The organism is Streptomyces sp. NPDC024632 (genome assembly GCF_055559175.1).
This window is the reverse complement of the sequence record NZ_JBVHLD010000005.1, coordinates 208725-223535: the sequence shown is the minus strand read 5'-3', so window position 1 is coordinate 223535 and position 14811 is coordinate 208725. Positions and strand designations below refer to the sequence as shown.

The 14811-nt window shown below is 73.0% G+C and carries 14 protein-coding genes; 3 read left to right on the top strand and 11 right to left on the bottom strand.

The annotated features are described in order from the left end of the window. The first annotated feature begins 60 nt into the window (after positions 1–60). A complete protein-coding gene (locus ACZ37P_RS12685) occupies positions 61–885 on the top strand; it encodes an AIM24 family protein (protein ID WP_467346384.1) in 825 nt (274 codons plus the stop codon). Positions 886–935: 50 nt separating this feature from the next. Here the strand turns inward: ACZ37P_RS12685 and aroA are convergent, their stop codons facing one another. From aroA to ACZ37P_RS12670, 3 genes are all read right to left on the bottom strand, one after another. Next, positions 936–2171, bottom strand: a complete 1236-nt coding sequence (aroA, locus tag ACZ37P_RS12680; protein WP_467346382.1) for a 3-phosphoshikimate 1-carboxyvinyltransferase — start codon at positions 2169–2171, stop codon at positions 936–938. A gap of 98 nt (positions 2172–2269) precedes the next feature. Further along, positions 2270–3469 (bottom strand): cytochrome P450 family protein, encoded by a 1200-nt coding sequence (locus tag ACZ37P_RS12675; protein ID WP_391049482.1) that lies wholly within the window; start codon positions 3467–3469, stop codon positions 2270–2272. 56 nt (positions 3470–3525) lie between these two features. Next, the gene (locus tag ACZ37P_RS12670; RefSeq protein WP_355339016.1) at positions 3526–4149 is read right to left on the bottom strand and encodes a bifunctional 4-hydroxy-2-oxoglutarate aldolase/2-dehydro-3-deoxy-phosphogluconate aldolase; all 624 of its coding nucleotides are present in this window, start codon (positions 4147–4149) and stop codon (positions 3526–3528) included. Positions 4150–4555: 406 nt separating this feature from the next. Here ACZ37P_RS12670 and ACZ37P_RS12665 point away from each other — a divergent pair, with 406 nt between their 5' ends. Continuing rightward, positions 4556–4906, top strand: coding sequence for a hypothetical protein (locus ACZ37P_RS12665; RefSeq protein WP_355339019.1), 351 nt, complete (start codon positions 4556–4558; stop codon positions 4904–4906). On the opposite strand, the gene ACZ37P_RS12660 is transcribed toward ACZ37P_RS12665, so the two are convergent. The 4 genes from ACZ37P_RS12660 to ACZ37P_RS12645 all read right to left on the bottom strand — a co-directional run bounded on the left by ACZ37P_RS12660 (position 4878) and on the right by ACZ37P_RS12645 (position 8456). Continuing rightward, positions 4878–5696: an arylamine N-acetyltransferase family protein gene (locus tag ACZ37P_RS12660; RefSeq protein ID WP_467346379.1), complete on the bottom strand. Its 819-nt coding sequence runs from the start codon at positions 5694–5696 to the stop codon at positions 4878–4880. The genes ACZ37P_RS12665 and ACZ37P_RS12660 overlap by 29 nt on opposite strands. 47 nt (positions 5697–5743) lie before the next feature. Then, positions 5744–6070, bottom strand: coding sequence for a hypothetical protein (locus ACZ37P_RS12655; RefSeq protein ID WP_467346377.1), 327 nt, complete (start codon positions 6068–6070; stop codon positions 5744–5746). A gap of 111 nt (positions 6071–6181) precedes the next feature. Further along, the gene (locus tag ACZ37P_RS12650; RefSeq protein ID WP_467346375.1) at positions 6182–7729 is read right to left on the bottom strand and encodes a lysyl oxidase family protein; all 1548 of its coding nucleotides are present in this window, start codon (positions 7727–7729) and stop codon (positions 6182–6184) included. A 181-nt stretch (positions 7730–7910) separates the two neighbouring features. Beyond that, on the bottom strand, positions 7911–8456 hold the full coding sequence (locus ACZ37P_RS12645) for a CchlQ (RefSeq protein WP_188285437.1): 546 nt from the start codon (positions 8454–8456) through the stop codon (positions 7911–7913). Between the two features lie 188 nt (positions 8457–8644). Between ACZ37P_RS12645 and ACZ37P_RS12640 the strand changes: the two genes are divergently transcribed. After that, positions 8645–9778 carry an aromatic ring-hydroxylating dioxygenase subunit alpha gene (locus ACZ37P_RS12640; protein WP_355339031.1) on the top strand — a complete coding sequence of 378 codons (1134 nt, stop codon included), beginning with the start codon at positions 8645–8647 and terminating at the stop codon, positions 9776–9778. Here ACZ37P_RS12640 and iolD read toward each other — a convergent pair. The 4 genes from iolD to ACZ37P_RS12620 all read right to left on the bottom strand — a co-directional run bounded on the left by iolD (position 9775) and on the right by ACZ37P_RS12620 (position 14802). Then, a complete protein-coding gene (gene iolD / locus ACZ37P_RS12635) occupies positions 9775–11640 on the bottom strand; it encodes a 3D-(3,5/4)-trihydroxycyclohexane-1,2-dione acylhydrolase (decyclizing) (RefSeq protein WP_391049492.1) in 1866 nt (621 codons plus the stop codon). The two genes, ACZ37P_RS12640 and iolD, sit on opposite strands and share 4 nt — an antisense overlap. Next, positions 11637–12533: a 5-deoxy-glucuronate isomerase gene (gene iolB, locus ACZ37P_RS12630; protein ID WP_467346371.1), complete on the bottom strand. Its 897-nt coding sequence runs from the start codon at positions 12531–12533 to the stop codon at positions 11637–11639. Before iolB ends, iolD begins: the two co-directional genes overlap by 4 nt. Beyond that, on the bottom strand, positions 12530–13597 hold the full coding sequence (iolC, locus tag ACZ37P_RS12625) for a 5-dehydro-2-deoxygluconokinase (protein ID WP_467346369.1): 1068 nt from the start codon (positions 13595–13597) through the stop codon (positions 12530–12532). Before iolC ends, iolB begins: the two co-directional genes overlap by 4 nt. Before the next feature lie 356 nt (positions 13598–13953). Further along, positions 13954–14802 (bottom strand): TIM barrel protein, encoded by an 849-nt coding sequence (locus tag ACZ37P_RS12620; RefSeq protein ID WP_467346367.1) that lies wholly within the window; start codon positions 14800–14802, stop codon positions 13954–13956. Positions 14803–14811: the final 9 nt, after the last annotated feature.

Sequence of the window (14811 nt, the reverse complement as noted above, 5' to 3'; positions counted from 1 at the left end):
CGCTCGGGCCGGCGGCCACCCGCCCGCCGCGCCTTTGCCCGTCGTCCTAGGAGTACCGCTGTGACCCTCCAGCAGCAGATCGTCGGCAACGCCATGCAGATGGCCGTCTGCACCCTCAGCCCGGGCCAGACGGTGTACTGCGAGGCGGGGAAGTTCCTGTTCAAGACGGCCAACGTGTCGATGGAGACGCGGCTGGGCGGCCCCGGCTCGGGCGGTTCAGGTTCAGGTTCCGGGTCCGGCTCCGGCGGCTCCGGTGTGGGCGGCATGCTCCGGCAGGCCATGGGCACCGCCATGCAGGTCGGCCAGCGCGCCCTGGCCGGGGAGTCGCTGGCCTTCCAGTACTTCACCGCCTCGGGCGGCGAGGGCACCGTCGGCTTCGCCGGTGTGCTCCCCGGCGAGATGCGCGCCCTCGAACTGACCGGCTCACGCGCCTGGTTCGCCGAGAAGGACGCCTTCGTCGCCGCCGAGTCCACCGTCCAGTTCGGCATCGCCTTCGCGGGCGGGCGCCAGGGCATGAGCGGCGGCGAGGGCTTCGTCCTGGAGAAGTTCACCGGCACCGGCACCGTGATCATCGCGGGCGCGGGCAACTTCATCGACCTCAACCCCGCCGAGTTCGGCGGCCGGATCGAGGTCGACACCGGCTGCATCGTCGCCTTCGAGGAGGGCATCCAGTACGGCGTCCAGCGCATCGGCGGCCTCAACCGCCAGGGCGTCATGAACGCCGTCTTCGGCGGCGAGGGCCTGTCCCTGGCCACCCTCGAAGGCAACGGCCGGGTCATCCTCCAGTCCATGACGATCGAAGGACTCGCCAACGCCCTCAAGAAGTCCCAGGGCGGCGACAAGCAGGGGCCCACCGGAGGTCTGTTCTCCACGCACGCGGGCTGACCCCGGCCGCCGCCGTTCCGGCCGGGGCGGGGTCCGGCACGGAGTGTCGGTCACACGCCCCAGTCGGCGCGCACCGAGGCGAAGAAGGAGTGGAAGTCGGGGAAGGTCTTCTTGACGCAGCCCGGCTCGTCGAAGGTGGTGCCCGGCGTGCGCAGCCCGGCGACCGCGAAGCTCATCGCGATGCGGTGGTCCCCGTGGCAGGCGATCTCGACCGGCGCGGGGGCCCCCGGCGCGATCTCGATCCAGTCGCGTCCCGTGGTGACCGTGATGCCCTGGCGCCGCAGATTCTCCGCGCACGCCTCCAGCCGGTCGCACTCCTTGACGCGGGTGTTGTAGACGTCCTCGATACGGACCGGCCCGTCGGCGAAGGGCGCGATGGCCGCGAGCGTCGGCATCGTGTCCGAGATGTCCCGCATGTTGACGGTGAGACCGCTCAGGCGGCCCGTGCCGGTGACGGTGGTGGCGTCCGGGCCGATCTCGACGTCGGCGCCCATCGACCGCAGGACGTCCACGAAGCGCAGGTCGCCCTGGAGGGCGTCCGCGCCGAGCCCCGGCACGGTCACGGTGCGGCCGGACAGCGCGGCGGCGGCGAAGAAGTAGCTGGCCGTGGAGGCGTCGGGCTCGATCGGGTAGTCGACGGCGCGGTAGCCGCCCGGCGGTACCACGAAGGTCGCGCCCTCGCGCGCCACCTCGACGCCGAAGCGCCGCATCATCGCCAGCGTGATCTCCACATAGGGCGCGGAGACCAGGTCCGTGACGTGGATCCGCAGCCCCTCGGCCATCAGCGGCCCCGCGAGCAGCAGCGCCGTCAGGAACTGCGACGACAGCCCCGCGTCCAGGTCGATCGCCCCGCCCTTGAGACCGTCCGCGACCACCGTCAGCGGCAGATGCCCCTCGGCCTCCTCGTGCGTCAGGTCCACGCCCAGCGAGCGCAGCGCCGTCGTGAGCGGCGCGACCGGGCGGCGGCGCATCTGCGCGGACGCGTCGAAACGGTACGTGCCGTGGCCCGCGGCGGCCAGCGCGGGCAGGAAGCGGGCGGCGGTGGCGGCGTCGCGGCAGTACACGTCGGCCTCCGGCACGGCGGGCCCCGACGGGCGGCCGGTGATCCGCCACGCCTGCGGATCGCGCTCGACGCGGTACCCGAGCCGGGTCAGGCCCTCCGCGAACCCGTCGGTGTCGTCCGACAGCAGCGGCCGGCGCAGCACAGTGGTGCCCTCGGCGGCGGCGGCGAGAAAGAGCGCCCGGGCGGTCACCGACTTGGAACCGGGGACGGCGACGACTGACACGGGGTGCCTCCTGGCAGGTAAGGGGCGCGCGCGTACGGCTCGGCCGCCGCCGTGATTCTAGAGCCTGCCCCCGCACGGGCCCTGGCCGGGGAGAGCGGTCAGAAGGTCACCGGGAGGCGGTGCACACCGCGGATGAGGAGGCCGGGGCGCCAGGTCAGGGCGGCCGGGTCGGCGGCGAGCGCCAGGCCGGGGCAGCGGTCCAGCAGGGTCCTGACGGCGATCCGGCCTTCGAGCCGGGCCAGCGGCGCGCCGAGGCAGTAGTGGATGCCGTGGCCGAAGGCGAGGTGCCCCTGCGGGGAGCGGCGGATGTCGAACGTGTCGGGCGCCGGATAGCGGCCGGGGTCGCGGTCGGCGGACGCGAGGGCGATCAGGACGGAGTCGCCCGAGGGCACGCGTACGCCGCCGATCTCCAGGGTCTCGCGGGCGAACCGCCAGGTCGTGGTCTCCACCGGACCGTCGTAGCGCAGCATCTCCTCGACGGCGCCGTCGAGCAGTCCGGGGTCGGCGCGCAGGGCGGCGAGCTGGTCGGGGTGCCGGAGCAGGGCGAGGACGCCGTTGGCGATGAGGTTGACGGTCGTCTCGTGCCCGGCGACCAGCAGCAGGAAGGCCATGCCCACCAGTTCGTCGGACGAGAGCCGGTCGCCGTCCTCGTACCGCGTACGGATCAGCGCGCTCAGCAGGTCGTCGCGCGGCGCGGTGCACCGCTTGTCCTCGATCAGCTCGACCAGGTACTCCGACATGGCCTGGACCGCGTCGGCCTCGGCCTCGGGGCCGGTGGGGCCGACGATCTCGTTGGACCAGCCGCGGAACGCCTCGCGGTCCAGGTCGGGCACGCCGAGCAGTTCGCAGATGACGGTCATCGGCAGCGGGAAGGCGAGGGCGTCGACGAGGTCGGCGCTCCCGCCGGGCAGCATCGCCTCGACGAGGTCGTCGGTGATCGCCTGGACGCGCGGGCGCAGCGCCTCGACGCGGCGCGGGGTGAACTCCCGTGACACCAGCTTGCGCAGCCGGGTGTGCCGGGGCGGGTCGGCGTCCAGCATGTGGCTGGCGAAGCCGCCCGAGACGTCGCCGTCGGGCAGCAGCGACTGCCAGTTCTTGCTCAGCCGGCTGTCGGCGAGCGCGGCGCGCGCCTCGTCGTGCCCGACGACCAGCCACATCGCGCCGGTGTCCGCCGTCCGGACGTGGTGGACGGGGCCGCGCTCGCGCAGCCGCGCGTAGACGGGGTACGGGTCGGCGGTGAAGTCCTCGCCGTACGCGCGGGCGTAGACATGCAGATCCACCGTCTCCGGTGTGCTCACAGCTCCCCCTCGGGTCCGCGTCCCCCACGGACCAGCCTAACCAGGGGGCACGGCGTTCAGACGGTGTCCGCCAGCCGTTCCAGGAGCTCGGTCAGCCGTTTCGTCACGGTCTCGCGGTCGCCCGACGTCAGCGCCGAGCCCATGCCGACCGCGACGGCGCCCGACGCGACCCACGAGGGCGCGTCGGCCACGGTGATGCCGCCGCAGGGCAGCAGGGCCGCCTGCGGCATGATCGCCAGCACGTCGGTGACCCACGCGGGGGTGAACGAGGTGGCCGGATAGAGCGTCAGCGCGTCCGCGCCCAGCTCCATCGCCCGCACCACCTCGCCGGGCGTGGCGACCCCGGGGAACACCGGTACGCCGTACCGGTGGCCGGTCTTCAGCACGTCCTCGTCCAGGCTCGGCGACAGCAGGAACCGCGCGCCCGCGTCGATCGCCATCCGCGCCGACACCGCGTCCAGTACGGTCCCCGCGCCGATCACCGCGTCGTCCCCGACCTCGCGCACCAGCGTCGTCACCGCCTCCAGCGCGAAGGGCGTCGTCAGCGAGATCTCCAGCGTCGTCAGCCCCGCGGACAGCAGCGTGTCCGCCGTCGCCGCCGCCTGGTCGTAACTCTCGCTACGGATCGTGGCGAACACCCGCTGCGCCAGTGCGGCTCGCGTGGTTTCCCAGCGGTACACGGCGTATCGCCGTCCTTCCTGAGGCTGCGGGCTGCTGCGCGGGCGCACCGAAGCGCGCGGGCGCGAACGGACCGTGCGCCGGTGGGGCGGTGCACGCGATCAGCACGGTACCGGCAGCCGCCTCGCCTTTCGCCGGGGGTGGGGGCAGCTGTCACCGCAACGTGACATGAGAGGAGCATGAGACCTGCGGTAAGCCTGCCCCCTGTTCCGCCCCGCACCCATCCTTCGGCGCGGGCGCTGGCGGGTTCGTTGCCGTGGGCGGTGAGCTGATCTTTTCAGGGGCGCGGGGAACGCACCTTCCTGTGTCCCAGATGGCGGCGGCTCGCCGGGGGGAACGGTTTTGCGGGGAGAGGACGGCGTCAGCCGTAGCTTCGGGGGCGGAGAAGCCGACCTTGGGAGGGGCCGCATGCGCACGCGTACCGCCGCCGTCGCCGTGACGACGGGCCTGCTCGCGGCAGCGACGTGTCTGCCGGACGGAAGCGCCGCAGCCGCGACCGGCAGATTCTCGTACACGTTCATGACGCGGCAGGGGCCGCTGACCAGTGTGTTGACCGACCCGCCGAGCGGGCAGTGCCTCGTGCTGCCGGAGGTGATCGGGCCGAGGGCGTACGGGGCGGCGTACGCGCCGTGGAACGAGACGGGGGAGACGGTGCGGGTCTATACGGGGGCGGACTGCACCGGCGGGTACGCGACGCTGGGCCCGCACAGCCGGCGCGCCCCGGAGCAGGTCACGCTGCGGGCGGTGTGGGTGGGGTGACGGCGGGCTCGCGGGGGAGGTCGAGCGAGAAGTGGGTGCGGTAGGCGGCGAGCACGGCCTCGGCGTCGGGGAGTTCGCGCTCCTCGCGCGTGCCGGAGGCGGTGAGGACGAGGGTGCGCCCGCTGAGCGTGGCGCGCCCCTCGGGGGTGAGGCGGGAGCAGATGAGGGACGTGCGGAAGTGCGAGACGGGCGAGGTGCGCTGCCACCAGCAGGTGGCCTCGAAGTCCGCCAGCAGCCGGGGCCGCCGCTCCAGCAGATACTGCGGCTCACCGTCGCGCACGACGACAAAATCCCCCGCGTCCGAGTGGGCGTCGGCGTCGGCATCGGCGTCCGCGATCCGGAACACCCCTCCCGGATCGACCTGTTCACCCCGCTCGGCGTAGCGCAGCGGAAAGTGACTGTGGCGGCCGAAGCCGACATCGGCCAGCCACGTCTCGCCGTCCGCCGTCCGTACCCGCAGCGCGAGATGGTCGTACGGCGGCCCGACGCGGCCGTCCTTCCCGTACACCCGCGCGGCCAGCAGCTCCACCCCGTAGCCGAGCGAGCGCAGCAGCGCGCCGAAGGCGCCGTTCAACTCGTAGCAGAATCCGCCCCGTCGGTCCGTGACGACCTTCTCGAAGAGCGCGGGCTCGGTGAGCACGATGTCCTGGCCGAGGTGGATCGACAGGTTCTCGAAGGGGACGGCGAGCTGATGCCGCAGGTGCAGTTCGCGCAGCCCCGCCGCGTCGGGGACGGCGGGCCGTTCGGCCCCGATGCGCTGGAGGTAGGCGTCGGCCTGCGAGGAGTCCATGCGCTCCTTTATACGTCCGCCCGCCCCGGCATCGGTGATCCCGGCCCTCAGACGAGCAGGTCCGCCAGGACATCCGTGGCCCGCACCACCCAGTCCGGATCACCATGCCGCCGCCCCCACACGGCGAAGGCGTCCGGCTCGTGGACGTTCCCGGGGTGCGGGAAGGAGACCTTGAGGACGGCGGACCGGCCCTCGCCGTCGCGTACGGGCAGCACCACGCCGACCTGCCCGTGGACGACGGCCGCCTCCGGTACGCAGTCCCAGCGCTGGAGCAGTTCGTCGACGAGCGTCGGCAGCGCGGCGATCCACTCGCGGCCCCGCTCCGCCTCCCGCGCCACCGTGCCGCGCGCGAAGTCCTCGGGAATCTCGATCATCACGTCACCCTAGCCCGCGGCCCGCGCGCGAAGGACGCGAAGAGCGCGAAAGAGGGGCCCGGCCGCGAGGAGGGGAGGCGGCCGGACCCCGGACGGTCAACGCGCGCTGGATCAGGGCGCGTTGACCAGCTCGTACGCGGGCACCTTGACCGTGCGGTGCCCCGGCGTGCCGCCCAGGATCACCTTGCGCAGCGCCACGTTGTTGCCGTAACTGCTCTCCTTGAGCCGGTGGTCGGGGTTGGCGATCACCTGGATGTAGTACGTGCCGTTCGCCAGCTTGCTGATGTCGAAGGACTGGCCCGGGCGGTACTGCGAGTACGTGTCGCCGTTGCCGACGTCCAGCACCTCGCGCACCGACAGCGCGCTGTGCTCACCGCAGGCGGTCGCCAGATCGGTGTTGTTCGGGTGCCAGTTGGCGTTCTTCACCGTGTAGTCGATGGCGTCGGTGTTGGCCAGGCAGAAGGCTTCCTTGCCGCTGCGGACGATCAGCTTCTTGTCGGAGCTCAGCAGCCGGTAGCTGGCGAAGTCCGAGAAGTGCCAGTGCTGGTGGCCGACGCGCGGGTCCCACTCCATGGTGCCGGTGGGCGTGTAGCCGACCTGCTTGCCCTTGGCGTCGTAGAAGTACTGGTAGGCGTCCATCTTCTCCTTGCCGGGAGTGCGGAAGCCGTCCACGACCAGCGGCGCCGGGCCCGCGTCCCACACGGTGGCGCTGAAGGCCAGGTAGTCGGTGCCGGTGGCCGGGGTGTCGCCCTCACCGCCGTCGCTGCCGTCGGTGATCGCGATGCCGTACGCGGGCAGCGCCCGCAGGTCCGGCTTCGGCACGTTGGACGGCACGCCCGCGGCGCCCGTCGGCCGGTGCGCGGCGGCCCTGAGCGTGCCCGGCGCGGAGCCCGCGCGCGGCTGTCCGCCCGGCAGCGCGGCCGACATCCGCGACCGCGCCGCGCCCGACCCGTCCTGCACGGTCCGCACGGTCACCTTCACCGTCGGCTGGTCGTTCGGAATCCCGAACACGTCCCGGTACTTCTTCGCCACGGAGATCTTCGCGGTGTACGTGCCGGCCTTCAGGTCGACCCCGCCGTCCGGGCCGATGCCCTGCGAGGCCGCCGCGGCCCAGCCCTTCTGGACGCCCCACACCGAGCCGAGCGTGAACGGGTTGTCGGAGCAGCCGTCCGGGTACGGCGAGGTGGCCGGGGCGTCCGGACGGATGCGGCCCGCCGCGGAGTTCGGGCAGAAGGTGTCGCTGGTGCTCGCGACCTTCACGCCCTTGCTGTCGGTGATGGTCACCTGGAGGAAGCCCGGCAGCCCGGCGAAGTCCTTGACCAGCCCGGCGGACAGCTTCTTCGTGACCGTCTTCGAGCCGCCGCGCGTCACCTGCGCGACGACCACCGGGTCCTTGTACGACTTACGGGTCACGCGGAGTTCGAACGGCGCCTTGTCGGCGGTGAGGTACGCGCCGAGGTCCAGGTAGACGCCGGTGTCGCCGTCGTAGCGGTCAGCGGTGATCGAGGTGGAGGCGGCCACCAGCTTCAGCTTGGGGGTCACGGGCGTCGCCGCTCCGGCGCCGGGTGCGGCGCCGACGCCGCCCGCGACCACGGCGAAAGCCGCCGCGGCCACGAGAGCCGAGCGCCTGAGACGTCGGCTGCCTTGGGTATGCGTCATCGAATTCCTCGCGTCCAGGTGCGGTTGGGTCTACCTGCGAACAGGGACGCGAGCGCGCACAGGTTGCCGCGCGGGCGAAAGAACGCCAATTTCTGTCCGGATAATGCCTTTACGGCATGTCGGGTGTACGCGGGCCGCGCCGTGTGCCCATTCCGGAATCAGCTCGCGCCGAGCGCGGTCATCAGCTCGCGCCGAGCGCGGCCCGGCAGATCGGGCACCGGTCCTTGCCGTCCCACTCGGACCAGCCGAAAGCCTCCGGTGAAAGGGAGAGACCTTCCAACTCCCTGCGCACGGCCACCCGGTAGGTCCACACCGCGCCGAGATAGGGGTGATAGACGTCGTGGAAGGCGACGGACGTCGAAGCGGCCCCCGCCGCGACCGCCCGCTGAACGGCGCGCAGGTGCTCGAACATCGCCTGGCCCGCGCCCGCGACGGCGGTGGAGGCGTCGATGAAGAGCCGCTCGCGCGCCTCGTAGATCCCGGCGTCGTCGAGCGCGGCGCGCGACGCGGCGTCCACGTCCGGCTCCGCGCCCGGATTCTGGGCGATCCGGCGCAGGCCCGCGTGGCAGACCCCGGTGGCGCTGATGAAGTCGATGTAGACCGCCCGGCGCCGCGCGTCGGTGCCCCGGCCGTCCTCGTGGCGGCGGCGCAAATGGTCGGCGAGCACGGTGCCGGAAATGGCGATGCCACCGCCGCTGAGCGTCGCGACGAGCGTTCCCCAGTCCACATCTGCCCCCAGTGATGTTCCGCGCCGCCGGTCCCCGTGCCGGGCCCGGCGGAATTCCGCCGCCGGTCCCGGAGATGATCACGACATCGGCACCGGAAATCTACGCGTGGACGCGGACTTGACCAAGTCATGACGATTTGGTGAGGCCGCCACGCGAACGTACTGACCGGTACGTTCGTATTTCTGGTATGACGCTCCCGCAGACGAAGCCCCCATTGCGCAAATACCGCGACGTGGCACCGGAGGAGGACGTCCCCACCACCCGCACGACCGGACTCGACCCGGACTTCTGGTATCCGCTCGCCCGGTCCCGCGACCTCAAGAGCGGCAAGACGCTGGCCGTGAAGTACGCCGGGACGGAGATCGTCCTGGTCCGGCCGGAGAAGGGCGCGCCGTACGCCCTGGAGGACCGCTGCGCCCACCGCCAGGTCCCGCTGAGCATGGGCGTGGTGAAGGACGAGCGGCTGCTCTGCGGCTACCACTGCTGGACGTACGACCGCACGGGCGCGTGCGTGAACATCCCCTATCTGGACCGGAAGCGGAAACTGCCCAACGGCGTGCGCAGTTACGCGTGCCGCGAGGCGTACGGATTCGTCTTCGTCTTCCCCGGCGATCAGGAACTGGCCGAGGTCACGCCGATGCCGGAACTGCCCTCGTACGCCGACCGCCGGTACAAGACGCGCGTGCTCGACCGGGACATCGCCTGCCACTACTCGTTCATGCACGAGAACCTGATGGACATGAACCACCAGTTCCTGCACCGCAGTCTGATGGGCCGGATCCGGGCCAAACTGCTGGACGTCCGCGAGGGCGAGGACTGGCTGGAGGCCGACTACTCCTTCTCGCGCACCGAGGGCAAGCAGTCCCTCGGCGAGCGCCTGATCATCGGCAGCGGCAACGACGACAAGTACGCGGACCTGATGACGATCCGCACCGGCTACCCGTACCAGACGCTGCGCTACTGGACCGACGGCAAGCGCGAGGAGCCCCCGGCTCTCGACCTGTGGAACGCCTACATGCCCACCGACCAGGCCCAGCACCACAATCACACCTACGGCCTGATCATGATCCAAAAGCCCCCGGTCCCCGGCGTGATCCACCTGCTGTGGCCGGTCATCACGCTCTTCACCGAGGGCATCTTCGGCCAGGACCGCGTCATCGTCGAGGCGGAACAGCGCGCCTACGAGAGCCAGGGCGCCGACCTCAACAACGAGGTCTTCCCGATCATCCAGTCCCTCAAGTCGCTGCTCGCCCGCAAGGGCGTGCCGATCCCGCCCGTCGCATGCGGTGGTCCGGCCCAAGGCCCCGCGGACAGGCCCTAAAGACGGGGCCGGGTCCCGGGTGCCGGGCGCGCCCGGTCGTACGCCTCGCGGGCGGCCCGCGTGGCCGGGCGGTCCGACACCTCGGCGACCGGGACGTCCCACCACGCCTCGGCGCCGGGTCCGGGCCGCGCGGGGTCGGTCTCGACGTACACGGCCGTCGCCCGGGGCGACTCGCGGGCGGCGGCCAGCGCGGCGCGCAACTCCTTGGCCGTACGGGCGGTGAAGACCTCGAGGCCGAGGCTGGCGGCGTTGGCCGCGAGGTCCACCGGCAGCGGCTCGCCCGCGAAGGACCCGTCAGGGGCGCGGAACCGGTAGGCGGTGCCGAAGCGTTCGGCGCCGACCTGCTCGGACAGGCCCCCGATGGAGGCGTATCCGTGGTTCTGGACGATCACCACATTGATCGGAACGCCCTCCTGGACGGCGGTCACGACCTCCGTCGGCAGCATCAAGTACGTGCCGTCGCCCACGAGCGCGAACACCTCGCGGTCGGGCGCCGCCAGCTTCACGCCGATCGCGGCCGGGATCTCGTACCCCATGCAGGAGAAGCCGTACTCGACGTGATACTGCCCCACGTCCCGCGCCCGCCACAGTTTGTGCAGGTCACCCGGGAGGGAACCGGCCGCGTTGACCACTACGTCCCGGTCGTGCAGCACCGCGTCCAGCGCCCCGACGACCTCGCTCTGCGACGGCGGTCCCTCGCCGCCGCCGTCACCGAAGGCAGCGTCCGTACGGGCGCGCCAGTCGGCCAGCGCCCGGCGCGCTTCGGAGGTCCGCCCCGGTGCCTGATGGCCCGTCAACTCGGCGGCCAGGGCGGCGATTCCGGCCCGAGCGTCGCCGACGAGCGCCAGTCCGGCCATCTTGTGGCCGTCGAAAGAGGCGATGTTGAGACTGACGAAGCGCGCGTCGGGCGCGAAGAGCGCACCGGACGCCGTGGTGAAGTCCGTCCAGCGGGTGCCGACGCCGAGCACCACGTCGGCCTCCCGCGCCGCCGCGTCGGCGGGCGCCGTACCGGTGTGCCCGATGCCGCCGAGCGCCTGCGGATGGTCCCACCGCAGCGCGCCCTTGCCTCCTTGCGTCTCGGCCACCGGAATGCCGGTCGCCGCCGCCAACTCGGCCAGCGCGGACGCCGCTTCGGAGATCCGCACCCCGCCGCCCGCGACGATCAGCGGCCGACGCGCGCCGCGCAGCAGGGCGGCGGCCTCGGCCACCGCGTCCGCGTCCGGCACGGGCCGCCGCACCTGCCAGACCCGCTCGCGGAACAGCTCGTCCGGCCAGTCGTACGCCTCCGCCTGCACGTCCTGCGGCAGCGCCAGCGTCACCGCGCCCGTGTCGACGGGGTCGGTCAGCACCCGCATCGCCTGGAGCAGCGAGGCGGGCAGCATCTCGGGCCGCCAGATCCGGTCGAACCAGCGCGACACCGGCCGCAGCGCGTCATTGACGGTGATGTCGTACGCCCACGGCACTTCGAGCTGCTGGAGCACCGGGTCGGCGGGGCGGGTCGCGAAGACGTCACCGGGGAGCAGCAGCACCGGCACCCGGTTGATCGTCGCGAGCGCCGCGCCCGTGACGAGATTGGTCGCGCCGGGACCGATCGACGTCGTGCACGCCATCGCCGAGAGCCCGTGCCGGGTCCTGGCGTAGCCGACGGCCGCGTGCACCATCGCCTGCTCGTTGCGCCCCTGGTGGTACGGCATCGCCTCGGGCCCGGCCGCCAGCAGCGCCTGGCCGACGCCCGCGACATTGCCGTGCCCGAAGATGCCCCACATCCCGGCCACCGACCGGTGGCGCACGCCGTCCCGCTCGGTGAACTGGACGGACAGGAACCGGACGAGGGCCTGTGCGACGGTGAGTCTGACGCTCATACGGTGCCGCCCTCCTGCTTCGTGACCGGCGCCTCGTACAACGGCAGCCGGGGGTCGGGGAGTTGGTCCGCCCATGACGCGCGGACCCACGCGTGTGCCGGGTCGTCGCTGATCAGCCAGGCCCGTTCGGCGCCCGGGCCCGCCATCACGTTCAGGTAGTACATGTCGTAGCCGGGGACCGCCATGCTCGGGCCGTGCCAGCCGTCGGGGATCAACACCGCGTCGCCGGTGCGGACTTCGGCGAGGACATCGGTGGCACCTGCGGGGGAGGGGTAGACGCGCTGGTAGCCCAGCGCGGCCGGGCCGCCGCCGAACTCGTAGTAGTAGATCTCTTCGAGGACCGACTCGTGCGGGCCCGCCTCGTCGTGCTTGTGCGGCGGGAACGACGACCAGTTGCCGCCCGGTGTCAGCACCTCCACCGCGATCAGCCGGTCGCAGGCGAAGACGCCCGCCGCCGCGAAGTTGTTGACCTGGCGGCTCGCGCCGCCCGCCCCGCGCAGCTCCACCGGCACCGCGGAGGCCGGGCCGTACCGCGCGGGCAGCCGCCGCTCGCAGCGCGCCCCCGCCAGCGCCAGGCGGCTGCCGCCGGGGCTGACGACGGTGACCTCCGCGTCGCGCGGCACATACGCGAAGTCGCTGACGCCGCTGAACACGCTGACCCGGCCGCGCAGTTCGAAGGCGGCCTCGGTGCCGTCGGCCTGCGTCACCGTCACCGCGCAGCCGCCCGCCAGCGGCAGCACGATCCACTCGCTGTCCCCGGCCGCGAAGCGGCGCAGGGCGCCCGGCGGCAGGGTCAGGGTCCGCAGGGACGAGTACGACCAGCCCGCGACGGCCGGATCCACCCACAGGTCGAAGCCGTCCTTTGCCGCGGTGCCCGCGGCCAGATGGGTCACTGGGGCTCAACTCCTTCGGCGGGCGCGGCGGGCGTGCCGGGTGTGGCGGGCGCGGTGGGTGGCGCGAGCACGGGGGGTGGCGCGGGCTCGCGCAGCAGCTCGTCGATCTCCCGGCGGGTCGGCATCGCGTCGGCGCACGCCAGGCGGGAGGCGACCAGGGCACCGGCCGCGTTGGCCGCCCGGAGCACGTCGGGCAGCGGCTCCCCGGACAGCAGGCCCGCGCACAGGGCTCCGCCGAAGGCGTCACCGGCCCCGAGGCCGTTGACGGCCTTCACCGGGACCGGCGGCACCGAGTGCTGCTCGCGGGCGGTTCTGCCCAGCACTCCGGCCGGGCCCTGCTTGACGACCGCCGTCCGCACGCCGCGCCGCAGCAGCAGCCCGGCCGCCGTCTCCGGGTCGCGGCTGCCGACCGCGATCTCCGTCTCGTCCAGATTGCCGACGGCCACCGTCGCGTACGCCAGCGCGCGGGCGTACAGCGCGGGGGCCTGCGCCGGGTCCTCCCAGAAGCCGGGGCGCCAGTCCAGGTCGAACCACACCTCGCCGCCCTCGCGGGCGTCCAGCGCCGCGAAGACGGTCGAGCGCGTCGGTTCCACCGCGAGGGCCGAGCCGGTGATCCACAGGGCCCGCGCCGTCCTGACCGCCGCGCGGTCCAGCGTGTCCGGTTCGAGGCACTGGTCGGGCGCGACCGGGCGCCGGTAGAAGTAGATCGGGAAGTCGTCGGGCGGGAACAACTCGCAGAACACGACGGGGGTTTGCACCCCGGGCACGGTCGTGACCAGCTTGTCGTCCACGCCGAAGCCTTTGAGCGCCGTGCGGACGTACGTGCCGAACGGGTCGTCACCCACGCCCGTCAGCACGGCCGTTCGCAGCCCGAGGCGGGCCGCTGCCACCGCCACGTTTCCGGCCGTCCCGCCGAGCGATTTCGCGAACGTCCGCACCTCCGCGAGCCCCACCCCGCTCTGCTCGGGATAAAGGTCCACCCCCACCCGCCCCAACGTCACCACGTCATACGCCCCGCCCTCAGGAGGGTTCTCTCCCCCGCCCGCCCGCCCCTGTGTCCTCAATCGCCGGACGGGCTCCGAGAGTTGGGGCGTAGAGGGCGCCGGGTCTGGCTGGGCGGGTTGGGGCGTAGAGGGCGTCGGGTCTGGCTGGGCGGGTTGGGGCTGAGAGGGCGCCGGGTCTGGCTGCGGGGGTTGGGAGGGAGGGGGAGCGGGACGCGACTGAGGGGGGTCGGGGGGAGACGGGGTGTGGCTCGGCTGCGGGGGCTGGGATCGGGATGCGGCGGGGCGCGACTGAGCGGGGTGGGGTGGGGCGTTGCCGGCGGCGGGCGGCCGGTGGGGGCGGGTCACGTCGGCCTGGGTCGCGCGCCCGCTTGCGCGCGCGTTGTTCGCAAGGGGCTGGCTCTTGTCGGTGGGGGGTGTCATTGGTGGGTGAGCCAGTGGAGGGAGGCGCGGATGGCGGGGAGGGGGCCTTGGCCGGGGGGTGGGGGGGCGGTCAGGACGCTGTCCTGCTCCATGACGTACCAGCCGGGGTAGCCGGCGGATTCGAGGTGGGTGATGAGGGCGCTGAGGTCGAGGCCGCCCTGGCCGAGGGGGCGGTAGAGGCCCCGCTGGACGGCGGAGGTGTAGGTGGTGCGGCCGTCCCGGACGGCGTCGGCGGCGGCGGGGTCGACGTCCTTGAGGTGGACGTGCGTGACGCGGGAGGCGGCCCGGCGCGCCAGGGCCACCGGGTCGGTGCCGCCGATGAGGAGGTGCCCGGTGTCGAGGCAGAGCCCGATCCGGCTGCCGTCGAGGACGCGGTCGACCTCGGCGGGCCCTTCGACGACGGTGCCGACATGGGGGTGGAGGGCGGCGGTGACGCCGAGCGAGGCGGCGAGGTCGGTGACGGCGTCGAGCCGGTCCAGCAGGGTGCGCCAGCCGTCGGCCGACACGGCGGGACGTTCGTCGTAGCCGTCGAGCCCGGTGGCCGCGGCCAGGACGAGCGTGCGCGCGCCCGCGGCGGTGAAACGGTCGAGGTCGGCCCGGATGTCCGGCAGCGGATCGTGGCCGGGATCGTGCAGCACGGCGGGCACGAAGCCGCCGACCGCGGTGACGCCGCGGGCGGCCAGCAGCGGCCCCGGCAGAAAGCCGTCGGGCCCGAACTCACTGGCGGTGATGCCCAGCTCCGTCATCTCCGCCAGCACCCGCTCGGGCGTCAACTGGTGCCCCCAGCCGGGCACTTCGCACACACCCCAGGAAATCGGCGCCCCCGCGATCCGCTCCCGCTTCATGCCGTCACC